Below are 24,996 nucleotides of genomic sequence, written 5' to 3' on the forward strand. Positions count from 1 at the left end.
GCAAATCATTAGGCGAAAAGCATAGGGACACAAGGCGGCAAGCATATTTATTGTGAGTCATCACTTGCCGCTATACATAGAAGTAATGTTGTTCGCCGCTTCTAGCAGAGCTTCACAGAGCTCTAATGGTTCCAAGACACGAACCATGGTTCCAAAGCCAAGCAGAATTTCGCATGCGGAGCTCAGCGTGTTGAACGCTAGATCAGCTTTGCGCCAGACCACGGGAACATTGGCTTTTGCCGAGCAGGTTGCTTCTTCGTGTTCCTCGTGCCATGCGGCTACACGAACGAAGCGGGTCATCTCGAGCCGAGTGGAGACGCTCGGATGCACGAGTGCTTGCGCTGCGTAGTGTGGAAGTCCGCTGCGGAACAGGTCGACCGAACGCTGCCAATAAGCAGCGAGGTTGAAGTGATCCGGGCGCACAACCGGCTCATCCAGTATGGAAGCATCCTTAATGCGTGATACACGATAGGTGCGGGGTTCCTGCTCGACACCACTGGCGACGAGATACCAGAGTGAACCCTTGAGGACAAGTCCGAGAGGGCTCACGACGCGTTCGCTTGCAGCCGAGTCGCGACCTGAGGCGTATAGCAGTTGCAGTTTTCGGTCTTCCCATACAGCCTCCTGCAGGAGGGATAACCACGGTAATTCTTCGACATTTTGATGCCAGCCTGCCGCATCCACATAAACCCGTTGGCGCATATAATCGGCATCGCGTCGCAACGAAGGAGAGAGCGAAGCCAGCACTTTCAACACCGCCGCTTCATAAGCATCTCCGAAACCGAGATCGGTTAAATGTCGATGAGGTTCAGCGGCTAGTAATGCTAGCAGCTCATCTTTGTGCAGCCCAGCCCAATCCGCTCGATATCCTTCCATTAGCCGCCATCCACCTGCAGATCCGCGTTCCGCATAGACGGGAACTCCCGCTGTGCTTAGTGCTTCCATATCCCGATGGATTGTCCGTTCCGAGACTTCCAGTCTCGCGGCTAACTCTCGCGTTGTCATGCCGCCGCGTGTTTGTAACAGCATCATAATTTGCAATAACCGATCCGCTCTCATCTGCATCCCCCTTCATGTAATTTGATTCTAGCACACATATATGACAACAGGTGACATGATTCATTGGCTACAATAAGACTAAGTCTAAGATATTACAGTCTACTATTTAAACATTGAAAGGAGTTGGTTCCATGACTACGAAAAATCAACCATTACACAATCAAATTGCCTTAGTGGCAGGAGCGACTCGGGGAGCTGGGCGTGCGATTGCAATTGAGCTCGGCCGTGCTGGCGCAACAGTCTATGTGACAGGACGTTCGACGAGGGCGAAACGATCGCCGATGAACCGACCAGAGACGATTGAGGAAACGGCTGAACTTGTAACGAAAGCAGGGGGCGAAGGCATCGCAGTCTGCATGGATCATACGAAGGAAGAGGATGTTGTAGCGCTGTTCAATCAAATTAAGAGTGAGCAGCAGGGGCGACTGGATATTCTTGTGAATGATCTCTGGGGAGGGGACCCGCTTACCGAATGGGGCAAAGGATTCTGGGAGTCCTCTCTCACAAACGGGCTGTTGATTCAGAAACAAGCTGTCCACTCACATATCATGACTGCCTATTACGCTGCTCCTTTGATGGTCGAACGTAAGGCTGGGCTTATTGTAGAAATTACAGACGGTGTCGGCTATCACTATCGGGGTAACTTGTATTATAGTTTGGCCAAAATCGGAGTCTCTCATCTGGCGCAGGCGATGGCTGCTGATCTAAAACCGCACGGTGTGACCGCACTTGCAGTAACGCCAGGCTTTCTTCGATCTGAGGCGATGCTGGATTATTTCGGGGTGCAGGAGGAGAATTGGCGCGATGCTAGCGAGCAGGATATACATTTCTTACAGTCCGAGACCCCCTATTTCCTTGCTCGGGGGATAGCCGCACTCGCTGCTGATCCGCAAGTGGCGGAGAAATCCGGGCAACTGCTAAGTTCCTGGTCTTTGTCCGACGATTATGGCTTTATCGATATCGATGGGCGCAGTCCACATTGGGGAAGGTACGCTCAGGAGAATGGATTCTGAGTTTGCTTCCCTTTGCAGATGGCTTTTTTTCTTATATGATGGATGGGTACAGGTGACAGACAATCACCGAATGTGGATAGGGAGCGCTAATTGCCGAATTAGACTCGCGAAAAGGCGGATCAGCTATGAGTGATGAATTTTTGACGAGTTTCACACCGAGAATTATCGATGTTGTGGAGCGGAATCCGGCCTTTTGGGAGGATTTTAATTATTTATTACTGCGCGATAAAACCAAATTGCATACCCTGTCCTACGTGTATCAAGGTGCAGGAATACTTGAGATTGACGGGGAGAAGTATCCACTTCAAGCAGGACATTTGTTTCAAGTCCGGCCTGGCGTCAACATGCGAATCACAATGAATCCCGAGACTCCTGTTTGTTTTATTTCGTTTCATTTTCTGTATCGATTGGTGCGATGGGAAAATGGCGAAATGTTGTCCGTGGACAATACGGCGAAGTTGCCGATTTGTGGGGATGTTTTTCCAATAGGCCAAATAAATATCGAAGAATCGTTTCGCAAAGCGTTCCATCTATGGCAGTCCAAAGGCAGGAACTATGAATGGCTGGTTAAGCTAGAGTTTCTGAATAACGTACAGGCCGTGAATGAGCTTGCTAGTAGGGAACTAGAGCAGAGCTCAACAGCAAGTGTCATTGAGAAGGCTTCAGCGTATATACGAACCAACTATCAAGAAAATATCACCCGGGAAATAATCGCGGAGTATGTTTCGTTATCTCCAGGCTATTTATCCATTACATTTAAAAAGCATACCGGAGTAAGTTTGACTGAATATGTGACCAAAATCAGATTGGATCGGGCGAAATTTTTACTGAAAAGTACGAAGCTGCCAATTAAACAAATCGCGGAGGACTGCGGGTTTACGGACTCCTTCTATTTCTCGCGTATTTTCTCCAGAGATACAGGAATGAATCCACGGGACTACAGAAATGCATAGATCAGCTGTTACACTATGAATAAAGCGACATCGGAAGCTTCAAGTGGAAGCTAGGATAGCGCTTTTTCTTATGAAAAAATAAAATTATTGACTTTCATTGGATGGTATGCAGGTACTTGACTGCCGTGTGCTATATTAAAATAATTACACTTAGGAGGCAGCGCATGTTTCAGCAAATGAATCAGACTTATTCAGGAGTTAACTTTGGTACACAAGATTTAAGATACGGCGAGCTGATTAGTTGTATATTTGATGGGTGTTCGTTTGCGAACGGTTCTTTAGATGAAATTAATACCAGTAACTGTCGCTTCATTGCATGTGACTTTCGCGGAACTTCGTTAAACGGCTCCCTACATAAAGAATCCGCTTTTGAAAATTGCATCTTTAATGGTGCCAATCTGTTCGTTACCAAATTCGATAACTGTAAAATGATGGGATCAGATTTCTCGAACGCGAATTTAGATGGGATTACGATTAATCGCGGGGATTGGTCTTACACGAATTTGAGGCATAGTCGATTAGTAAGACAGGATTTGCGCGGGGTTAATTTTCATGAAGCTGATTTCTCCGGATCTAGCTTGGAAAAAGCTGATTTAAGAGATTGTGATCTAACCATGGCGATCTTCGCGAAAGCCAAGCTACAAGACACTGATGTGAGAGGTGCCCAAATGGCTGGCGTCGATTTCAAAACATTTTCCATTACGGGCATGCGAATGGATCGAGAGCAAGCTGTCTTATTTACAATTTCTCATGGTGCTAAGATAAATGGATGATCCCTTTATGGTATAATGTCTGTGCACAAGAGGAGGCGATGGTAACGAATGGCGATCTTTCATTACAATCAGGAACGTTTATATCGGAAGGATCCGGATCTACATTTGTTGCATTGGGGCAAAGAGGATTGTAAACCCGGTCATACCGTAGGGCCAGGGGTTCGTGATATGTACAAGATTCATTTTATTCATAAAGGCACGGGACTTGTCCGTATCGGAAATGAGACACATCAGCTGCATCCAGGACAGGGATTTCTCATATACCCACATGTGATTAGCTATTATGAAGCCGATAAGGCAGAGCCTTGGACGTATTCGTGGATTGGCTTTCAAGGGATACAAGTGGAATCGATCTTATCTCGAACACGATTGTCGCCGGAGCAGCCTGTTTTTCCAATGGATCGGAAAGTCATGCCTAGCATGTATGAGCAATTAACGGAAGCGAATGCGCATGCGAATAGCGCTGACTTACAGCTGAAAGTCATCTTGTATGAATTTATGACGGCACTGCTTGATGCGGCTCCCGCCTCTTCGGTTGGTGAGGTACTGCCTACTAAATGGGATAGTTATATAATCCAAAGTATGGAGTTTATTCATGCTCATTATAATGAGCCAATTTCGATCGAGGGGCTTGCTGCACTTCTGAAGCTGGATCGTAAATATTTTTCAGCTATTTTCAAAGAGGCGACAGGGCTGCCTCCCCAGCAATATCTCCTGCAATATCGGATGAATAAAGCAAGTGAATTACTGGAGAGGAGCAACTATGCCATAGGGGAAATTGCGAACTCGGTCGGGTATCAGGATCAATTGATCTTCTCCAAAATGTTTAAGCGCGTAAAAGGCGTATCCCCGAAACAATTTCGGAATCAGACATAAAAGAATGCATCAAATTCGCCGAATTTTGTGTTAACTTATGCATTCAAAATCCCATCGATAAGGTCTAATTCTTCTTGGGTAAATGTAGCAATCTTCAATGCATCGACCGCATCTTCAATTTGGCTTACTTTACTCGCACCGATAAGAGCTGATGTGACACGACCACCGCGCAATACCCATGCTAGTGCCATTTGAGACATTTTCTGGCCACGTTCAGCTGCAAGTGTGTTTAATTGTCTAACTTTCGAAATTCTTTCTTCATTGATATCGGATTCTTTAAGAAATACGCTTGAGCTTGCTGCTCGTGAATCCGGAGCGATACCGTTCAAATAACGGTCTGTAAGAATTCCTTTGAACAAGGGTGAAAAGGCGATCGAACCGATTCCTTCCTCTTCCAACACATCCTGAAGACCATCCTCAATCCAACGGTTCATCATGGAGTAACTCGGTTGATGAATCACACAAGGCGTCCCAAGTCGCTTCAAGATACGGGAGGCTTCTTTGGCTTCTTCAGGCTTATAGTTAGAAATACCAACGTAAAGCGCTTTGCCTTGTTGAACGATTTGATGCAAGGCAGCCATCGTTTCTTCAAGCGGTGTATTCGGATCTGGACGGTGATGATAAAAGATGTCGACGTAGTCGACTTGCATCCGCTTCAAGCTTTGGTCCAAGCTGGCAATCAAGTTCTTCTTGGAACCCCATTCCCCGTAAGGCCCCGGCCACATGTAATATCCTGCTTTCGTCGAAATGATAAGTTCGTCTCGATAGGCAGCAAGATCACCTTTGAGCATCTTCCCGAACATTTCTTCTGCCGAACCAGGTGGCGGCCCGTAATTATTCGCTAAATCGAAATGCGTAATCCCCAAATCAAACGCTCTCTTGAGCATCGTTCTGCCATTCTCAAACGTGTCAATCCCGCCAAAATTATGCCAAAGTCCTAACGAAATGGCTGGCAGCTTCAGGCCGCTGCGACCACTTCGGTTATAAGTCATGGAATCATATCTGGATGTACTAGCTGAATAACTCATCTTTGAACCTCCTAATGGTGTGAATACGTTTCATTCTAGAGATAATTGATTCATAAGACAATGTTCACAAGGATGTTGTTTATGTCCTAATGTCCGTTATTAGGAGCCCGTCACTCGCTAGCACGTAAAATGTGATATTGCAACTTTGATGAAGAGAGGCTACAATTTTTAGTAAATTCGTTCTCGGACTGGATGGTGAACTTGGTTTGAAAATGCCTTTCCTTATACGTCTTTTCAATAGTCGCAAAAGTGCACTTTCAACGATTATCGCCTCCAATTTATTTATCTTATTGATACCGCTTGCAATGGGGCTTTTTCTGTACGCGAAGGTAGAACAAAGCCTAGAGAAGAGCTCGACAAGATCCAATGTCGCCATGCTGGAGCAGCTGAAACTGTCACTCGATAACAAATTATCGGAAGTGGATACGTTAATGCGCCAAGTCGTGTTTGATCCGAAGCTGGATTATATGCTTAGAATTCCCGCAAACTCGACAGATACGGATAAGTACGAGTTTATCCAATTCATGCGGGACAAGATGAGCAAGTATCACAGTATGACTAGCAGCTTCATTTTAGATTACTATGTGTACTTCGCAAGCAGTGATTCGATTGTCAAATCGGATTTGGTGACGAATTCGCGTATCTTTTATTCACTCTACTACTCCTACAAGAACATGTCGTACGATGGCTGGCTTCAGCTGTTGGATCAGGAACATCGTATGTCGTACTTGCCGCTCAGTTCGGTATCCAATGGATCCGATCAAACACCGAAGGATGTAATTACCTATATACAGTCACTCCCGGTTCATTCGCAATCTCAAAATCTGGGAAGCTTTATCGTTTTGATCGACGTCGATCAGGTGAAGCAATTGTTTGCACAGATGGAATCGGCAAGCCATAGTTTAGTCTACATTATTGATGATGCAGGAAAAACGATTATGAGCAACAGTGAGACCCCGTTTCCGTCTGATTTACTAGCTCGTATACATGGCGGTACAGAACCATTTGATTACCGACTCGCAAGTGTAGATCAAGTGGTATCCGTTACCTCTTCGCAGAAAGCAGGATGGAAATACGTATCCATTATGCCAAACGATGTTTTCATGCAGCAGGTGAATCAAATCAAGAGTTGGTCAGTCGGTCTATTCATAATCTGTTTGTTTGCCGGACTCATTGCCGTCAGCGTCGGGGTCTATCGTACGTATAAACCGCTGCAAAAAACCGTGAATGCGATTATGTCTGGAAAAGAATTGATCAAGCGTCCTCTCTCGAATGAATATGAGTTTATCAGGCTAACCGTTGAAGGCTCTATCCATGAAGAGAAACATCTGCGAAGTACCTTGGCACAGCAAGCACCTTTCATTCGAGCCAATTACTTGTCCCGGCTTCTGAATGGTCACATGGATGTGGATATCTCCGCTGCAAATGGAGAGTCGCTGCAGTTTATGGATCTCAAATTTATTAGTGACCGTTTTGCAGTTCTTATCGTGAAAATCGAGGATATTCATTTACTAGGTGAAGATGAGCAGCAATGGGCCCATGCCAGATTTATTGCCTCGAATATTGGTGGGGATCTCATCGCGGCTCATCATCGCGGATTCTCCCTTGAACTCGACCGTGATCGGATTGCACTCCTCATGAATCTATCGGCAAATCGGGAGAAATTCGCTGAAGCGGATATTCGGGAAATTGCTCATTCGCTCTTCACGATCACATCTCAACGCTTCCAAATCGGTATCACCATTGCTATTGGTGGCATTCATGAAGGACCCAAAGCCATTCGCGATTCATATCCAGAAGCACTGGCGGCGCTTGAATATCGACTTATCCAGGGGAAACATGCCATTATTTATTTCGAGGAAATTGTTGATGGGAAGCAGCACTATTATTATCCGTTGGAAATCGAAATTCAGTTAATTAATTTTGTGCGCAGCGGCGATGCCGACAATGTAGGGAAATTGCTCGATAAAATGTATGCGATGAATTTCGATGCCAATCAGGTCACACCAGAGCTAGGTAAAGCCTTGTTTTTCAATGTGACGAGTACACTGTTGAAAATTATGAACTCGACGAATACGAATCAAGAAGAAGTGCTTGGTGCAGACTTTGATCCGATCAGAGAGGTATTCAGCTATCCAACGGCACAGGGCATGTATACGAAAACGAAGGAGCTGTACGAGACGCTTACCCGTTCGTTTAATCTTGATCGTTCGGATCACAGCTCGAGTAGACTTCAGGAAATTGTCGGTATCGTGCACGATCATCTAGGTGACTCCAACCTAGGGGTTGCACAGATTGCGGAACGTATCCAGATGACACCGCAGTATTTGTCCACTTTTTTCAAAAAACATCAAGGGCAGAATCTGCTGGATTACATCACGACGAAACGGATTCTTCAAGCGAAGCAGCTCATGCAGAACAAAGAACTGACGATTGTCCAGATCGCACAGAAGGTTGGATACAACAATGATGTCGTCTTCATCCGAGCTTTCAAGAAGCTTGAGGGCGTAACGCCAGGAAAATATCGTGAAACGAGCTTAACGGAGAATACCGGCTCAGACACATAAAGAGCAGCCTTATGGGGCTGCTTATTTTTATAAAAATAGCTACTGCCGATTTCTAATACGGGCTGATGATTTCTCAGAACATCCGTATTTCTTAGGAAAATACAATGGAAATGACAACTAGGCGGTATTCATATTCGGACGGGAGAAGCATACTTGGGAACAGGTACTGATGACGATGACGAGATCATCGGTACCCATCAAGCGAAGCGTAACGCATATTAAAGGGAGGCTAGAAAAATGAAGAAAAGTTTCAAACAAGTCGGATCTATTGTATTGCTTTCTGCCCTAGTTATTTCAGTAACCGCATGCGGCGATGATACGGGCAGCACGAACTCATCTTCAACGCCGCAATCAAGTGCGAATGCCCAGCCACCCAAATTGACGAAGTTATCGTATTGGGTATCGAATCATGCTGCAGCCTCCGGACAGATGAAAACCTATGCGGAAATGGGGATGTATAAGGAACTTGAAAAAGCTACTGGCGTAAAAGTTGAGTTTCAGCATCCTCCGCTCGAGGTTCCACAAGCCCAAGAGCAATTCAACTTAATGATCGCGACAAACGAACTTCCAGATGTGATTGAGGCAAGCTGGGGAGCGACAAGTGGTGCGGTCATTCGATACCCTGGCGGACCAGAAAAAGCAATTTTAGATAAGAAAATCATTAAGCTTAATGATCTCATCGATAAGTACGCGCCGAACCTGAAAAAACTGCTTGCTGATCATCCCGACTGGAAAAAGCAAATTTCAACGGACGAAGGAAGCATCTACGCATTCCCATTCTTACGTGGTGATGACAAGGTCAGAGTGTTCTTCGGTCCATCGATTCGCCAGGATTGGTTGGATAAATTGGGGCTCAAAATGCCGACGACCATTGACGAATGGTACACCGTATTGAAAGCATTTAAAGAAAAAGATCCGAATGGCAACGGAAAAGCGGATGAGATTCCAATCTATCTGGATAAAAATCTCTTCTCGACAGATGCACCATTCCTCGGAGCATGGGGGATCAATTACAGCTTCTATCAAGACAGCGGCACAGTGAAATACGGTCCGATTCAGCCTGAATATAAGGACTTCCTAGCTACGATGAACAAATGGTACAAAGAAGGCCTACTTGATAAGGATTTTGCAGCACCTAACGATAAATTATTCGATAACAAAATGACGACGAACCTTTTGGGTGCAACCGCATCTTTCAATGGGGGAGGCATCGGTAAATTCGCAGGACTCATGAAGGATAAAGACCCCAAATTCGATTTGGAAGCGGCTCCTTATCCCGTATTGAAAGCAGGCGATAAAGCGATTTGGGGACAAAAGGATTTTGCTTATAACGGCGTAGGCGCAGCCATTTCGGCCGTTAACAAGAATCCAATCGAAACCGTTAAATGGCTTGATTACGCTTACAGCGAGAAAGGCGATTTGTTGTTTAACTACGGTGTAGAAGGCACAAGCTACAAGATGGAAAACGGTAAAGCGACGTTCCTTCCTGAAATTTTGAATCCGCCAGCAGGTACCAGCATACAGCAATCCATTGCCAAATATAACCGTGCAACGTGGAGTGCTCCATTTGTCCTTAGCGATAATTTCCAAATGCAATATCTCGCGTTGCCACAGCAGAAGAAAGCCTTGGAAATCTGGTCGAAACCAACAGCTGAGCGTAAGATCCCGCTCGTTTCTCCGACACAGGATGAAAGTAGCAAATTCGCATCGATTGTGACAGACATTCAGACATATCAAGACGAAATGCTGTTGAAATTCATCATGGGCGTTGAACCGATTGATAACTTTGATCAATATGTGAAAAAGATTAAGAGTATGGGTATTGATGATGCCATCAAAATCCAGCAAGGAGCTTTGGAGCGTTTCAATAAACGCTAAGGCACGGTTGAACTGGGGGTGAACGAAAGTTTAGTTTATCTCCTTTTTCTAAATAGAGACATTGACTGAAAGGGTAGGGGAAACGATGAGGCAAAGCCATGCACCTATTGAGGCCGCACAGGCCGTAAATACAACGAAAACCTATCGCAATCCGACTGTTCTGGCAACCATACGTGGGGATTTGAAACGGCATTGGTCCATTTATGTGATGGCCATTCCCGTTATTGCGTATTATTTGATTTTTCATTATGGACCGATGTACGGATTGCAAATTGCGTTTAAAGACTTCTCCCCAGCGAAAGGGATTTTGGGTAGTCCATGGGTGGGCTTTAAACACTTTGAAAGCTTTTTTAACGGGATTTACTTCTGGCGATTAATCAAAAATACGATCTTAATTAACCTTTACGATTTGCTGTTCGGCTTCCCTGCAGCGATTATTCTAGCACTATTGCTTAACGAAATCCGCCAAAGCGTGTTTAAAAGAGTCGTGCAGTCGATCTCCTATTTGCCGCACTTCATTTCGATTGTTGTCGTGGCGGGGATGATGATTGACTTTCTAAGCCGCAATGGACTTATCAATCAAATCATAGGCAGCTTTGGCATTGAACCGATTGACTTCTTGCAAAAAGAAGGCTGGTTCCGTTTTCTGTTCGTTTCCTCTGGCATCTGGCAAGGAATTGGCTGGGGCTCCATCGTTTATTTGGCGGCGATGTCTACCATCGATCCAACGCTGTATGAAGCGGCTAGGATGGATGGCGCAAACCGCTGGAAGCAGACGCTGCATATTACGATTCCAGGCATCATGCCGACAATCGTTATCTTATTTATTTTGCAAATGGGAAATATGCTGACGGTTGGCAGTGAAAAGGTGCTTCTGCTTTACAATCCACTGACCTACGGAACAGCAGACGTGATCTCGACCTATGTGTATCGCAAAGGGGTACTTGAAGCAAGTTATAGCTTTACAGCAGCTGTGGGTCTATTCAACTCGGTAATCAGCTTTGTTCTGATTGTAGCGGCCAATAGCTTTGTTAAGCGGATTAGTGAGAACAAACTGTGGTAAGGAGATTTGCATATGAAACTAACCCGTGGAGAGCGCACATTTGGCTACATCAATATGTTATTCATGCTCGTACTTTGCGCGGTCACCTTATATCCCTTCTTGTACGTGGCACTTGCCTCGCTGAGTGATGCGACATCCCTGTTGCAGCAACGCGGTATTATGCTCAAACCGGCAGGCTTTGATCTGGGCGCGTACAAAGCTGTTTTCCAGAACCCGATGATCGTGAAAGGGTATCAGAATACACTCATCTATGTGATTCTCGGTACGGCGATAAACCTACTGATGACGGCAATCGGCGCTTACGTATTGTCCAGACCGAATCTCTATTTTAAAAATATCATCATGTTCTTTATTGTCGTGACCATGGTGTTCCATGGGGGACTTATTCCTAGTTACCTGCTCGTGAACGATCTCGGCATGATGAATACCATGTGGGCCATTCTCATCCCAGGTGCGATTAACACGTTCAATATGATTATTATGCGTACTTCGTTCCAGGGCATCCCAATCAGTTTGGAGGAGTCCGCTAGAATGGATGGCGCAGGAGATTGGAAGATTCTGTTCCGAATTGTCATTCCGCTTTCGATGCCCGTCATTGCCGTCATGATTTTGTGGTATGCGGTAGGGCATTGGAATTCCTACTTTAACGCGCTGGTCTATCTGCGGAATAGGGAAGCCTATCCCCTCCAGTTAGTGCTCCGTGAAATTCTGATCTCCAACAATACGGATTCGATGATGTCAGGTGGAGGAGACGATAAATATGCCATCGGAGAAACCATTAAGTATGCTGCGATCATGGTCTCGACACTGCCAATCATCTGTTTGTATCCGTTTCTTCAGAAGTATTTTGTTCAAGGCGTGATGATTGGAGCCATTAAGGAGTAGATACGCTTAGTATCACCACAACAGATAGACTGAAGGAGAGATAGGTGTGAGAGGCGTTACATTCGAGAATGCTCCGAGCAGTTGGAACGAGGCATTACCGATCGGCAACGGACATTTTGGCGGCATGGCGTATTTCGAGGATAACAAGCTGACGCTAGCGCTGAATCATTATGAAGTTTATTATCAGAAGCTCCATCGTTACAGTCAGAAGTACCGCAATGGGGAAGGGCCTGATTTCACGCTGCAATATGGACGGACATTTGACGAGCTGAGCACGCTGGCTGCCGAAAGGTATCGCGATCCTGAGCAGGACCCCGTCTATCTTTATGGTGATGCGTTATCTGGCAACAGTATGTACAGAAAATATGGCAAACCCTCTGGTGGCACATCGCATTATCCGACGGGTGAAATGGGGCTCTTTCCTTCTGACCGTCTGGCAGAACCTGATCATTATTCCCTAGAGCTTGATGTGGAAAAGGCTGTTATTCACTTGCGAGTGAAGAAGGGACTCGATCAGCTGGATGTGAAGACGAGAATCGCTCAGGACGGCGACTTGGTCATTACCGAGATTAAGCAATCAGCCTCATCTTTGTTACAATCGGTTGCCATGGCAGTTCCCCAAGGGCGATATGTCGATATGAAGGTGACCTATCATGGGCTGGATGATACGACCTTCTACTACGAAGGCAGCTTTTATCCCGATGGTGAGGACAAGGAGCAATATGAACCTTTTACGTTCATCGTGATGATGAAGATCATTGGGGCGAAGGGACGTGTCGATCGTTCCGCCGGTTCTCTCCGAATTGTACTTGAGGATGCAGAGGAAAACATAACGTTGCTGGCAACTGTGGTGACGGAGGGGGAAACGAAGGAACTGCTTCCTACTGCTCAAAGGAGACTGGATGAGGCATCATCCCAAGTTCAGGAGCGGATAGCCTATCATGAAGAACATTGGCGCAGCTTCTGGTCGCGTTCCTCTATCCTTTTGCCGGATAAAATGGTGGAAGAACTCTGGTATATCAATGTATATGCGATTGCTTGCTGCAGCGGAAAAGGCGGCAGAATGCGCGAGCAAGCATGCGGCTTGAACGGGCTATGGGATATTAAACAGCCGACCAAGTGGGGTAGCATGTGGTATTGGGATGTGAATATTCAAGCGGCGTTCTGGCCGCTTTATACGGCTAATCACCTCGAAGTTGCGGAAGCTTTCAATGAAGGGCTGCTATCCTATGTTGATCTAGCGACACAGATGTCGAAGCAGTTTCATGGTCAGGAAGGCATTGCCGGAGATTACCCGCATGCGTTGTATGTCAGTATTTGGCCTTGGTGTGCGCAATTCCTGTGGGACTACTATCGATACAGTATGGACCATGAGTTCCTTAAAGTTAAAGCGTACCCGCTGTTTAAGCTGATTGCACGTTTTTTCGAAGACTACTTGCAGGTGAATCCGAGGTCAGGACTTTATGAGATCTTCCCGGATATTTCACCGGAACAGGGGCCTTTGACTCGAAACTCAACCTGTAGTCTGTCTGCGGTCAAGTATGTGTTGAAAATAGCTGTTGAAGCGAATGCGTTGCTAGGTGAAGATGAGGAAGATCAGCTGAAGTGGAAACAATTGATAGCCAATTTGGCGCCATATCCAACAGCTGATTCCAAGCGCTATGGGGATGTCCTGCGGGATTCCGAATGGGCACCTATTGATTTGCATTTGCGGCACCCTTCGCTGCTTATGCCGATTTATCCGATTGGAGAAATCAACAAAGTTAGTGAGATTTCGTTGAGGAAAAGAGCAGAGAATACGCTTCGCTATGCCGAACATCAGACGGAATATGGCATGTTTCAGTTCGGATGGCTTTCCTGTGCGGCCTCAAGATTGGGTAAGGGCAATACGGCGCTAAGACTACTGTATGAGCAAGGCATCGACTTGTCCCTCAGGTGCAACGGTCTGTTTGCAGAAGAAACCGAACGTTGGATGAACTACTGCAACATCACGAACGAACCTTTGTACCATCCACACATGATGGAGGCATCGGGAGAAATGGTAGCTGCGGTGAACGAAATGTTGCTGCAAAGCTATCAAGGTGTGATAGAGGTGTTCCCTGCACTGCCTTCAGGCGAACCTGAACCAGATCGGTCGATTGGTTTGTATGACCATGCGGTCGAGACGAAGGTCAAACAATATGAGAAATGGCGCGATTGTTCCTTTCAGAGATTGCTGGCCGTAGGCGCATTTGAAGTGAGTGCCGAGATGAAAGACGGTCGCACGACTTGGGTTATGATCCGAAGTAAGGCAGGGAACAAGGTTGTTCTACGTAACCCATTTGATACGGATAAACACTTCGTAGTTTCATGTAAAGTCGGTTCAACGTGGCGTACCATCGATGTCGTGCAGGATAGAGAGCGCATTTCATTTGAGACCGAGCAGGGAGGGGAGTACGCCATATATCCGCTGATGGCATCTTTCCAGCCTGAGCTGTATCCAGCGGAGTCCACTAGTTTAACGGTCAAGAGGAACGATCCTTTGGTTCATGTAGCTGATACCCACCGGCGAGTTTTCCTCGGCAAAAACCGAGACACACAGCACTACCGAATGCTTGACCATTTTACGTTCGATTATTATTCAGGTAATCATCGAGAATCCAGACTAGCTGCCTATCGGCTTGATTTTGGTGTAGCGACACATGTATTGGAGAAAGTTTACACGAATGTGCTGCCAAGACAGGTCCATGTGGAAGGCGTTCTCGGTCAAACGTTTCGTAAAATAACGCCAGAAACCGTGTTCCAATCTTTTACCGGGATCGGATGGGAAAGCTGTGATCTTGAAGCGATGGATCGTGGAGAGCCTGACGAACTGCGCAGGGACTTCATGGGCGGTATGAGTGAAGCAACGTTTATCGTGGAGCTTCCGAAGGGACGTTATGATTTGTTATTCGTAACTGGCGACAATGATGCACCGTCCTATACGGAGGTTGAAGTCGTAGGGCAAATTACGTGGAAGCCTGAATTGGCGCTGAAAGCTGGCGAATTTGCCACGGAGATACTGCCCATCACACAGAGAAAGGACGGGTATGCGAGAATCAAATTCAACAGCTGCAACGGGATGGCGTGGCGAGTAAACGTGTTGATTATCAATAAAAATTACACGTATTTATAGAAGGGATTTCTGAGAGGGGGTGAGTTATTTCTGATGTAGGTCAAGTGATTGTTGCAGGACAAATAGGACTAAAATGGAGGTTACGGTATGCGTGTTTATAAGAAAGTGACATTAACCAGATCACTTGCTATTCTGACATTCCTAACGGTTCAAGTATTTGGGGGATTACAGTCAGCGTCTGCTGCGACAGAGAAATTCCCAACGTATGTACAGAATACAGCCGTTCCAAATCTCACGTCGGGTAGAGCTGATATTGCTGGCTCTGCGTTCGTCGACAAGGACGGGGAGTTTCATTGGATGTATTCACTAGCCGACTACTCCGCATCGGACAGCGGAGGGTCATGGATTAAATACAATACGAATACGGACATGGGAGCCTTAAACACGAATTGGGGCACGACAACGATTTATAATTCGTATTGGAATCGACCGGGAACCTTCAATTATAAGATAGATGAAACCTATGGCATTCCAACGCCTTATCAGGATGACCATAATGATGGCATCGGCGTCTGGATAGATCCAGATACAGGATACTGGTATGCACTGATTAATGATGAGTATCAATTCTCGCCATTTGCGACGAATAACCCGACGAACAATGAGCGGATTGCCACTGGTGTCCATAACAATCGGGTTCTGTCCACCTACTCGACAGATAAAGGAGCTACCTGGCAGTTAATTGGGCAGGTTGCCACTTCACCATGGAACGATACCAATGAAGCTGCAACCAACACAAACTTTCCGGGCTCTACTTGGTCGTATGGCGTAGCGGGTACACGCTTTTTTGTTGATAATGTAAACGGGTACTTCTATGCACTCTACAACAATCACATTAATTGGAAACCAGGATATAGCAACATCCTCACCTACTTTAGTCTTGCTCGTTCGCCAATTAGTGCCAAAATGGCTGAAGGTTCTTGGGATGTTTGGTACAACGGGACATGGACTCGTTCCGCACTGAAAGGTTATGCAGGCTGGATTGGAAGTCCAATGGGTGCTGGCAGTGATCATAATCTGACCGTCAACTATACACCTGCTACGGACAGTCTAACTTTAACCGGTACGGGCATGGACGGTTCCGCCTTGAACATAACCTATACGAAGCTAACAAGCAGTGGGGATTTTACTTTCCAAGATCTCGCAGGCAACACCTACACAGCCAATAAAACCAATGGCACGATTAAAAACGCAAGCGGAACCAGCATTCCCTCTGTTTCCTACTCGGATCCGGCACTGGATGCTACAATGACGATTTACATTAAAAACAGCCAAGTTTGGATTGACCAGGAAAACAACTCGACGGGCTACCTGACTTCCATTCAAGCGGGGTCAAGCGGCAACGCCGTATTTAAAAATACAGCGACACAACGTTTATTCCTCCCCGTCAATACACAGTACCAAAATGCCTTTTCCTACAATGCCTATAGTGGCAAATACCGCTCTGTCGGGTATGACGGGTACGTTTACGAGACGGATAATTTAGGCGCTCCGGACACGTTTAAAGTAGTAGGGAAACTTCCTTCTACGGTAGGCAGTTATTTGTCACAACTGGATACAGGAAGCCTAACAAATCAACAAGTGAGTGGGTACTCCTTCCGAACGATTTCCGATTTATCGGGTTCTCAGAAAAATTATTCCATAGCGGTACCTACCGCTGGCCAGACGTACTATTCAGGATATAATCCACCAAAAGATCAAAATGGCACGGCGATTTCGACGTCTGCAGCTTACACCATCGCCATTGGCGGAAATACCCTCCAGGATGGGACGGCTGGGCAGTGGCAATTCATTCCTGTTCCAGATGAATTTGATGCTTCCAAGAACAGCGGGTTCTATCGCTTACAGAACATCTCCACCGGTAAGTATTTGAAGGTAGCCGGTTCGATGGCGCCAGCAACGCGGGCGATAGGTGCGGCGGTGATGACTGGTGCAGCCGATGCCAATGCCAATCCGAGCGGAAATGGCGGCAATGGCGCTGCAAGCGGCAGTGATCAGTGGTATCTTTTGCCTATCGGAAACGCAAATCCAGCCTATCTCACGCCATCTTCCTCTGCCTCCACGATCACAGCGGCAACGAATACAAGTGTAAATGGTATTACATCCTATCGACTAGTTAACCGAGCAAGTGCGCTTGGTGTCGAGTTTACCTCAGGTCAAGCAAGCATCAAGAGTATCAAGTTTGGCCAGAGTAACCCGCAAGCAATGAGCATTACACCGGTTGCATCAAATCCAAATTTGCCAGCGATGCCAACGGGTTTACTTGCGACCTCGGCCTCGATGTCTCAGATTAACGTCAGCTGGAATAATGTCACAGGAGCTACCGGGTATGACCTGATCGTTGATGGCGCTTTGGTAAGTAACGTAAGCAGCCCCTATACACATACAGGACTTTCGGCTGGTACCACACACACGTACACGGTAAGAGCGAAGAATAGCCAAGGTTCAAGTATGTGGAGTTCATCTGTCAGCACGACTACAGGTACAGGTATTGTCTCACAAGGCAAAACCACGACGGCAAGCTCCTTCCAAACTGGCAATGAAGTAAGCAATGCCAATGACGGGAACACGACATCTACCCGATGGGCAGCCGTTACGAATACGAATCCGCAATGGTGGAAGGTTGATCTAGGCAGCTCTATGCCGATTTCCAAGCTCGAAAGTTACTGGTACAACAGCTCGTCCTATCCTAGATCCTACCAGTATAAAATAGAAGGCAGTCATGATGATGTGACGTATACAACCATCCTTGACCGGACGAGTAATACGACACAAGGCTTAACGACAGATACATTCAATGCCACTTACAGGTATGTCAGGGTCACCATAACAGGCTCCAGTTACAGTGGTGGAAGTGCTTCGGCCTATGAATTCAGAGTATTTGAAGGTAGCAACCCAACAGGGCAAGTTGTTTCACAAAGCAAGACAACGACAACTAGCTCTGTCCAAACTGGCAATGACGCAAGTAATGCGAATGACGGGAATACGACAGCTACCCGGTGGGCAGCCGTCACCAACACGTATCCGCAGTGGTGGAAAGTCGATCTTGGCAGCAGCATGGCACTTACCAAGCTAGAAAGTTATTGGTACAACAGCACAACTTATCCAAGGTCGTACGGGTACAAAATTGAAGGCAGCAATGACGATGTGACCTATACGACCATTGTTGATCGAACTGGTAATACAACGCAAGGAGTAACCACAGATACCTTTAATGCCACTTACAGGTATGTCAAAGTTACCGTAACGGGTTCTAGTTACAGTGGCGGAAGTGCTTCGGCCTATGAGTTTAAGGTATTTAATTAATACAACAGCGTTTCCGACGCGAACGAAATGAAAAGAAGAGGCTGTCTCAAAAGTCGAGTTTGACTTTTTGAAATAGCCTCTATTTTCGTTAATGACCGATCAATAATAAACCTGCTTCCCGCATCTAACTGAATTTTCTCCATCTATTTGAGATGAAATTCTCGAATTTGAAGGATTAACTGTATTTCCTGTAGCTAAATTCCTTCGATTTATTCAATTCTTGAAATTTTGTACAAATGAAATGTACTTTTTCCATCTAATCATTATAATACGTCAGATTCGAGAAAATTAGCTGTAGTTTATACATCTAGACACGAATTGGCAAGTGTAATCTGTGCGATCTGCTGCTCATGCACCGCTTGATGTCGGAAGGGGAGTAGGATTCATGTGTGGGAAGAGTCCTCGGTATCCCTGTTCGAAATCAGAAGTGGGTGAAAAAAATACTTCAAGCGTGGTTATTGAGGTGATATACTTAAGTGAAACCATGGTTTTATTTTGAAAGAGAAGGTGAATGGATGCAAGTGAATTGTAGTTTAGTAGTTTACAACGGTACGCTAATTACAGCTAACAGGCTAATCCCAAATGGGGTCGTTCTAATTGAAGGGGGCATCATTACCGATTTCGGGGAAGCGGGAGAAGTAGTGGTGCCAGCTGGTCTGCCTGTCGTGGATGCGAAAGGCGCCTACATTGCTCCGGGTTTCGTCGATATTCACTGCCATGGCGGCGGTGGAGTATGGTCGTGGGAACATCCAGATGCGTTTGCGCTTGCGCATTTGAAACATGGAACAACAGCTATCCTACCTACATTTACTTACAATGAAAGTCGGGAACAGGTACAGGATGGGCTCCAGACAATTCTACAGGCCATGGATTCAAGGGAGCCGTTCGCCAATGCAATAGTCGGTATCCACATGGAGGGGCCCTATATTAATAAAAAATACGGTGCCATCACCTCGCCAATCCGTCCCGTTGATCCCAATGAATATAAGGAGATTTTGCGCGTAGCTGGCGATCGCATCAAGGTATGGACACTCGCTCCGGAGTTGGAAGGCCAGGAAGACTTTGTGAACGAGGCAGAGAAATATCAGATCTCGTTGTCTGTCGGGCATTCCGAGGCGACGGCGGAACAGATCTTCCGCTTCGTTCCCCAAGGGCTGCGAATTGGCTGCCACTGCACGAATGCATGCGGTACGACGCCTTCACCGTCCAGGTATGGAGGTACCCGCGAGGTGGGAGTCGACGAGGCTGTTCTCGTTCATGACGATATATATGCCGAAGTTATTCCAGATGCTGAAGGTGTACATGTTCGTCCCTTGATGTTAAAACTGATTCACAAAACCAAAGGGACAGACCGTGTGATCATTATTACGGACGCCATGCCTGAGGCTGGTGTGAACAATGGAAATGATTCGGACTTGAATTGGAACCATCTCGGACATTTGGCGGGTAGTCGCCTAACGATGGATAGGGCTGTTCGCAATATGATGAGACATGCCGAGGTAGGGCTTGTGGATGCTTTCCGCATGGCCTCACTCAACCCAGCAAATGTCATTCATATGGATAATCGGATGGGGAGCATTGAGCGAGGCAAACTGGCGAACCTGATCCTTATTGATGGAGAAATTAACATCCAACAGGTGATTTTACGAGGTCAACTCGTGAGCTTATAGAAAGTAGCTATTTTTTAGAATTCGTTGAGAAAAAATGCTAGTCATATCCTTGGAAGATTTGATATAATGCAAATAAATGGAACTTAGGTTTTATTTGGTGAAACCAAAAGGCGGTGCACAAGTGAGATTGGATTCATGGCAGGAAACGCTGGATACCCCATCGATTGTCATTGATCTTGATCGATTGGATGCTAATTTGAAGCGAACGGCTGAACTAGCTGCTACAGCGGGTGTCCGATTAAGACCACATACGAAAACGCATAAGAGCATTTGGATCGCACAAGAGCAGCTGCGACATGGGGCTTCTGGCATTACGGTTGCGAAGCTCGGCGAAGCTGAGGTCATGGCGGAAGGCGGCATCGATGATATTCTGATCGCTTACCCGATCGTCGGGCGATTGAAGCTTGAACGATTGGGAAGGCTGCTGCAGCGAATCCAAGTGTCTGTCAGCGTGGATAGCTACGAGGTGGCCAAGGGATTGTCGGAACTCGGTGAGCATCTGAAGCTGCGTGTGCCACTTTACATAGATGTGAATAGCGGATTGAACCGCTGTGGCAAGGAGCCAGGTGCAGAAACAGCGGAGCTTGCGCTGGCGATTGCGAAACTGCCGGGCATTCGGCTGGCCGCACTAATGACCCATGCGGGTCAAGCTTATAGCAAGAGTCATGCCGACGATTGCTTCGAAGTAGCGCTTGCCGAGGCGGAAGCGCTCTTGGAATCGCAGCGCGTGCTGCGCCGCTTGGGCGTAGATGTGCCGGACATTAGCGTCGGCTCTACACCGACATCCAAGTTTATCGGCGCCCTCGCTGGCGTAGGCGTAACCGAGATGCGGCCAGGGGCTTACGTTTTCGGCGATGGCTCTCAGTTATATACGGGCCTGATCGGGGAAGAGGAATGTGCGATGCGCATCTATGCCACAGTCGTTAGTACACCGAGACCAGGAACAGCGATCATAGATTCCGGCTCGAAGACGCTATCGAACGATAGCAGTGCTCATCGCAGAGGCTTCGGCATGATCCCGGAGCTGCCTGACATTTATGTCGAGCGGCTAAGTGAAGAGCATGGCATTTTGTCCGTCCCAGAGGAAATCAAGCTGCACATTGGCGATACGGTCGCCATTATCCCCAATCATTGCTGCGCCGTAACGAATCTGCATGATCGGCTGGTCGGCATGCGGAATGGGCAGATTGAGCGAATCATTACCGTCGATGCAAGAGGGAAAGTGACCTAGCGGGCGTACCTACATCTTACCTATAAAGGAGGATCATACGAATGTCACAACAAATTCATATGAACCTCGCACGTCGTTGGAGAAACGATTGAAGAACACAGATTGAAGAACACAGATTGAAGAAACGCTGGCAGCGGTCGATCGAGTGCTAGCTTATCTATAAGGGGGACATCACATGAGGCTGAAAGACTCGATTGCTCTCATAACTGGCGGCTCGACAGGCATCGGCAAAGCGATAGCTGTCAGGTTCGCCGCAGAAGGCGCCAAGGTGGCGATTACAGGCCGAGACAAAGCAGCGCTGCAAGCGACAGCTGAGGAAATTGCGGCCCAGAACGGAGAGGTCATATGGATCGACGGAGACGTGCAGCTGAAATCGGACGTCAATCACATGCTCGATACCATACTGAGTCAATGGGGCACCATAGATGTACTGGTTAACAATGCGGGTATTTGCAGCCCGGCTGCTTTCCTTGACATCGAGGAATCGGAGTGGGATCGACACATGGCGATTAATTTGAAGGGAACTTTTCTTGTTGGGCAAGCGGTTGCTAAAGTGCTGGTTGCACAGGAAAAAGGCGGTTCCATTATTAATATGTCCAGTGTGAACGGCTTGGCAGCGGAAGGTGATCAAGCCCATTATAACGCCACGAAAGGCGGCATTAACTTGCTCACCATGTCTATGGCGCTGGAGCTTGCACCGCTTGGTATTCGCGTCAACGCACTGTGCCCAGGATTTATCGAGACACGGCTCACGAAGCCTTTGATCGACAATCCGACTGCTTTTGCGCCTTATTTACGAACAATACCCATGGGTCGTGCTGGCGTCCCAGAGGAAATCGCAGATGTTGCTCTTTTTATGGCGACCAATGATTCGCGCTACATGACAGGCCACTGCCTCGTCGTAGATGGCGGTCAACTCATCAAGCTATCTTAATAAAAGGAGATCAAGCGAAATTATGAGCAAGGATACAGGAGAGAAACAGGAACGCTATACGATTCAATCGATTGACAAAGCACTGGATTTAATTGAGTTGTTGGCCGAACACGGTTCCCTAAATTTATTGGAATTAACGGATTTGCTGGATCAGCCCAAATCTTCGACGTACCGGATCGTGTTAACGCTTGAGAATCGGGGATTCATCAGCAGAGATGACGAGAACGGTAAATACTGTCTTGGTTATAAACAATTGATGCTGACGCGAGGCATGTTAGAAAGAAATACACTGCGATCAGCAGCACTTCACGAAATGAAGAAGCTTTCTGAGATGTATGGCGACACGATTAATTTGGGTGTGCTCTTGGAGGGCGAAGTGCTGTACGTCGAAATTCTGGAAAGCACACAGCCACTTCGGATGACCGATACGGTGGGATCCAAATCACCTTTCCACGCGACAGCGATGGGAAAAGCGATGGCTGCTTTTTTACCAGAAGAGAAGGTGAAAGAGCTGATTACACTTCAGGGACTGCCTGCACTAACCAAAAATACGATTGTTTCAGAAGCACAATTTCAACTGAAGCTGCAGCAGGTTCGTGAGCAAGGTTTTGCTTTGGATGATCAAGAAATCGTGGAAGGTGCGCGTTGCTTGGCTGCTCCGATATTCAACATGTACGGAAACGTAGAGGGCGCAGTTAGCATGTCAGGTGCAATGCATCGGTTTGCAGATGAGGTCATTCCTGAAATGGCCGAAAGTATTAAAGCTGCTGCGAATCGGATTTCTCGAAAGCTAGGGTATGAAACTTTGCATTGAAAGGCTCGCAGGAAAAAGCAAGCTCTTCCATCCTGATGGTGGAGACTTGCTTTTTCCCTGTTCACCCACATCAAATTACCAAAGGAAGTCATCAAAGCCCCCTAGGAAGATCAGAATGGGTATGTTATTTTCTATACCAAACACTTACAAAGGGGAGCTTATGTCATGACTGATCAGGATACTGCCCGATGTTTAGAGCAGGTAGAAACGCGTATTGCTAGCGCGAAAAGGTTGTTAGAGAACAATTGGGAGCGCTATATCAACGTTCCTTATGACTTGGCTAGACATCATCTAGCGACAGCCGATCAGCTGCTTGAAGAGGCGCGAACGTTAGCATCTACCGATGCAGAGAGATGTCTATCCCAAGCGTCACTTGCGTCAACGGAGGCATGGGAGGGGTACTTACATTCTCTGCCCAGTCGTGTAGCGGAAGCGCGAGGTGTTTGGTATCGTCCCGTAGAGAAAAGTCGGGAAGAAGTGGGCCGCACCTTGGATCGTGTACAGGCGGCTGGTTTCAATGAGCTATATCTGGAGACATGGCTATGGGGATATACAATTTACCCGAGTCATACGGCCATGATAAACGGTATAGAGGCGCAGCATCCAGCGTTTCAAGGGTATGACCCGTTGGAAGCCTTCGTTCAGGAGGGGGAGTCGCGGGGGATCGCTGTCCATGCATGGTTGGACGGGTTTATGGTTGGTGTTGACCCGAAGGGGGGTCCCGTGCTGCGAGCTTATCCAGAATGGTCTGCGCTTTCGCACAGACAGGCTCATTCACAGAAACCGCTACCTCAACAGGGGACAGGTTACTTTTGGCTTGATCTGATCAATCCTGCTGTACGTATGTACTTCTTGGACTTTGTTAAAGAGATCGTTTCTACGTATAATGTTGCTGGTATTAATCTGGATTTTATGAGGTTTCCGCATACGGAGGAAGATTGGCAGGATACCTATTGTTACAGCTTGTATGCCCGTGAGGCTTTTCAACGTGAACATGGATGGGATCCGCTTGAAATTTCAAGTGAACAGAGGGAGCTTTGGACAATATGGACGAAATGGTTGGAGCAACAAGAGGATGAATTTGTATCCCAATTGTACAAGGAGTTGAAGCAGATCAGCCCGAATCTAATTGTATCGGCTGCACCCGAACCAGGTGCGGAGTCTACGAAAATTGGCAACTGGTCGCAGCACGTCGATGTTGTTATTCCGCAGGCTTATTATGCAACAGCCTCTGAGGTTCGACCCTCTGTCCATTTGCATAAAAAAGAGCTCATGCCTGGTAATCTTGTATACAGCGGCATATACCCGATGTACGCACAATTAGGCGCACAGGAAACGATTGAACAGGTGCTTGCAGCGCAGGATATTGACAAGGGGACGGTCATCTTTGCCTTTGGCCAAGCGACGGACGAAACGATTCGTGCCCTGCGATTAGGGCCGTGGCGTAACGCTGCGAATTCTACAGGGATGTATCCACTACGCGCAATTCAAGCCTTGTTGGAAGCAGTAAAAACAGATATGGAACACATTTACCTTCCACGACTTGCGGTTCATGAACAAACGGCACTTGCTATCACAGCGATGTTGGACGTGTTTCTTGATGCTTTGCAAAGTGAAGCGGGAGAAGAGCTAGCTGTTGTTTTCGATCAGAAGATAGCGGAGTTCAAGCCATTTCTGCTTCAACATCAAGTGGATGAGAAGATTCATCCTATTGTCGTGGAACATGTGAGGAACACATTAACAGACATACAAGAGCTTCTACAATACGCACAGAGTAAGCAAGTGAAGTAAA

17 protein-coding genes are annotated in these 24,996 nt (G+C 46.9%); 15 read left to right on the forward strand and 2 right to left on the reverse strand.

The genetic code is table 11. The annotated features are described in order from the left end of the window. Positions 1 to 60: 60 nt before the first annotated feature. Positions 61 to 1,059, reverse strand: a complete 999-nt coding sequence (locus tag GC096_RS15575; RefSeq protein ID WP_171631460.1) for a helix-turn-helix transcriptional regulator — start codon at positions 1,057 to 1,059, stop codon at positions 61 to 63. A gap of 131 nt (positions 1,060 to 1,190) precedes the next feature. On the opposite strand from GC096_RS15575, the gene GC096_RS15580 reads away from it, so the two are divergent. The 4 genes from GC096_RS15580 (at position 1,191) to GC096_RS15595 (ending at position 4,674) form a co-directional block, all read left to right on the forward strand. Next, positions 1,191 to 2,072, forward strand: a complete 882-nt coding sequence (locus GC096_RS15580) for an SDR family oxidoreductase (protein ID WP_171631461.1) — start codon at positions 1,191 to 1,193, stop codon at positions 2,070 to 2,072. 125 nt (positions 2,073 to 2,197) lie between these two features. After that, positions 2,198 to 3,025 carry an AraC family transcriptional regulator gene (locus tag GC096_RS15585; protein ID WP_171631462.1) on the forward strand — a complete coding sequence of 276 codons (828 nt, stop codon included), beginning with the start codon at positions 2,198 to 2,200 and terminating at the stop codon, positions 3,023 to 3,025. 164 nt (positions 3,026 to 3,189) lie between these two features. Further along, positions 3,190 to 3,798: a pentapeptide repeat-containing protein gene (locus GC096_RS15590; RefSeq protein ID WP_171631463.1), complete on the forward strand. Its 609-nt coding sequence runs from the start codon at positions 3,190 to 3,192 to the stop codon at positions 3,796 to 3,798. A 48-nt stretch (positions 3,799 to 3,846) separates the two neighbouring features. After that, a complete protein-coding gene (locus GC096_RS15595) occupies positions 3,847 to 4,674 on the forward strand; it encodes an AraC family transcriptional regulator (RefSeq protein WP_171631464.1) in 828 nt (275 codons plus the stop codon). A 35-nt stretch (positions 4,675 to 4,709) separates the two neighbouring features. Here the strand turns inward: GC096_RS15595 and GC096_RS15600 are convergent, their stop codons facing one another. Beyond that, entirely contained in the window at positions 4,710 to 5,702 is a 993-nt protein-coding gene (locus GC096_RS15600) for an aldo/keto reductase (RefSeq protein WP_171631465.1), read from the reverse strand. A 212-nt stretch (positions 5,703 to 5,914) separates the two neighbouring features. Between GC096_RS15600 and GC096_RS15605 the strand changes: the two genes are divergently transcribed. The 11 genes from GC096_RS15605 to GC096_RS15655 all read left to right on the forward strand — a co-directional run bounded on the left by GC096_RS15605 (position 5,915) and on the right by GC096_RS15655 (position 24,995). Continuing rightward, the gene (locus tag GC096_RS15605) at positions 5,915 to 8,269 is read left to right on the forward strand and encodes an AraC family transcriptional regulator (protein WP_171631516.1); all 2,355 of its coding nucleotides are present in this window, start codon (positions 5,915 to 5,917) and stop codon (positions 8,267 to 8,269) included. A gap of 237 nt (positions 8,270 to 8,506) precedes the next feature. Then, the gene (locus tag GC096_RS15610; RefSeq protein ID WP_171631466.1) at positions 8,507 to 10,147 is read left to right on the forward strand and encodes a type 2 periplasmic-binding domain-containing protein; all 1,641 of its coding nucleotides are present in this window, start codon (positions 8,507 to 8,509) and stop codon (positions 10,145 to 10,147) included. A 208-nt stretch (positions 10,148 to 10,355) separates the two neighbouring features. Beyond that, entirely contained in the window at positions 10,356 to 11,210 is an 855-nt protein-coding gene (locus GC096_RS15615) for an ABC transporter permease (RefSeq protein WP_246302770.1), read from the forward strand. 12 nt (positions 11,211 to 11,222) lie between these two features. Beyond that, positions 11,223 to 12,095, forward strand: a complete 873-nt coding sequence (locus GC096_RS15620; protein WP_171631468.1) for a carbohydrate ABC transporter permease — start codon at positions 11,223 to 11,225, stop codon at positions 12,093 to 12,095. 46 nt (positions 12,096 to 12,141) lie between these two features. Then, the gene (locus GC096_RS15625; protein ID WP_171631469.1) at positions 12,142 to 15,249 is read left to right on the forward strand and encodes a glycosyl hydrolase family 95 catalytic domain-containing protein; all 3,108 of its coding nucleotides are present in this window, start codon (positions 12,142 to 12,144) and stop codon (positions 15,247 to 15,249) included. An 87-nt stretch (positions 15,250 to 15,336) separates the two neighbouring features. Further along, a complete protein-coding gene (locus GC096_RS15630; RefSeq protein WP_171631470.1) occupies positions 15,337 to 18,555 on the forward strand; it encodes a discoidin domain-containing protein in 3,219 nt (1,072 codons plus the stop codon). A gap of 476 nt (positions 18,556 to 19,031) precedes the next feature. Further along, positions 19,032 to 20,225, forward strand: coding sequence for an N-acetylglucosamine-6-phosphate deacetylase (locus GC096_RS15635; protein WP_171631471.1), 1,194 nt, complete (start codon positions 19,032 to 19,034; stop codon positions 20,223 to 20,225). A gap of 121 nt (positions 20,226 to 20,346) precedes the next feature. Continuing rightward, positions 20,347 to 21,456, forward strand: a complete 1,110-nt coding sequence (locus GC096_RS15640) for an alanine racemase (protein WP_171631472.1) — start codon at positions 20,347 to 20,349, stop codon at positions 21,454 to 21,456. A gap of 175 nt (positions 21,457 to 21,631) precedes the next feature. Then, a complete protein-coding gene (locus GC096_RS15645; protein WP_171631473.1) occupies positions 21,632 to 22,390 on the forward strand; it encodes an SDR family NAD(P)-dependent oxidoreductase in 759 nt (252 codons plus the stop codon). A 22-nt stretch (positions 22,391 to 22,412) separates the two neighbouring features. After that, the gene (locus GC096_RS15650) at positions 22,413 to 23,204 is read left to right on the forward strand and encodes an IclR family transcriptional regulator (RefSeq protein WP_171631474.1); all 792 of its coding nucleotides are present in this window, start codon (positions 22,413 to 22,415) and stop codon (positions 23,202 to 23,204) included. A gap of 165 nt (positions 23,205 to 23,369) precedes the next feature. Further along, entirely contained in the window at positions 23,370 to 24,995 is a 1,626-nt protein-coding gene (locus GC096_RS15655; RefSeq protein ID WP_171631475.1) for a glycoside hydrolase family 10-like protein, read from the forward strand. Position 24,996: the final 1 nt, after the last annotated feature.

This window comes from Paenibacillus plantarum (genome assembly GCF_013141695.1).
Taxonomy (GTDB): domain Bacteria; phylum Bacillota; class Bacilli; order Paenibacillales; family NBRC-103111; genus Paenibacillus_E; species Paenibacillus_E plantarum.

Excerpts from the sequence above, each read along its gene's own strand:
- GC096_RS15600 (WP_171631465.1), bottom strand. The coding sequence starts at position 5,702 with ATGAGTTATTCAGCTAGTACATCCAGATATGATTCCATGACTTATAAC.
- GC096_RS15645 (WP_171631473.1), top strand. The coding sequence starts at position 21,632 with ATGAGGCTGAAAGACTCGATTGCTCTCATAACTGGCGGCTCGACAGGC.
- GC096_RS15595 (WP_171631464.1), top strand. The coding sequence starts at position 3,847 with ATGGCGATCTTTCATTACAATCAGGAACGTTTATATCGGAAGGATCCG.
- GC096_RS15650 (WP_171631474.1), top strand. The coding sequence starts at position 22,413 with ATGAGCAAGGATACAGGAGAGAAACAGGAACGCTATACGATTCAATCG.
- GC096_RS15655 (WP_171631475.1), top strand. The coding sequence starts at position 23,370 with ATGACTGATCAGGATACTGCCCGATGTTTAGAGCAGGTAGAAACGCGT.
- GC096_RS15575 (WP_171631460.1), bottom strand. The coding sequence starts at position 1,059 with ATGAGAGCGGATCGGTTATTGCAAATTATGATGCTGTTACAAACACGC.
- GC096_RS15605 (WP_171631516.1), top strand. The coding sequence starts at position 5,915 with ATGCCTTTCCTTATACGTCTTTTCAATAGTCGCAAAAGTGCACTTTCA.
- GC096_RS15580 (WP_171631461.1), top strand. The coding sequence starts at position 1,191 with ATGACTACGAAAAATCAACCATTACACAATCAAATTGCCTTAGTGGCA.
- GC096_RS15630 (WP_171631470.1), top strand. The coding sequence starts at position 15,337 with ATGCGTGTTTATAAGAAAGTGACATTAACCAGATCACTTGCTATTCTG.
- GC096_RS15620 (WP_171631468.1), top strand. The coding sequence starts at position 11,223 with ATGAAACTAACCCGTGGAGAGCGCACATTTGGCTACATCAATATGTTA.
- GC096_RS15615 (WP_246302770.1), top strand. The coding sequence starts at position 10,356 with ATGGCCATTCCCGTTATTGCGTATTATTTGATTTTTCATTATGGACCG.
- GC096_RS15590 (WP_171631463.1), top strand. The coding sequence starts at position 3,190 with ATGTTTCAGCAAATGAATCAGACTTATTCAGGAGTTAACTTTGGTACA.
- GC096_RS15610 (WP_171631466.1), top strand. The coding sequence starts at position 8,507 with ATGAAGAAAAGTTTCAAACAAGTCGGATCTATTGTATTGCTTTCTGCC.
- GC096_RS15585 (WP_171631462.1), top strand. The coding sequence starts at position 2,198 with ATGAGTGATGAATTTTTGACGAGTTTCACACCGAGAATTATCGATGTT.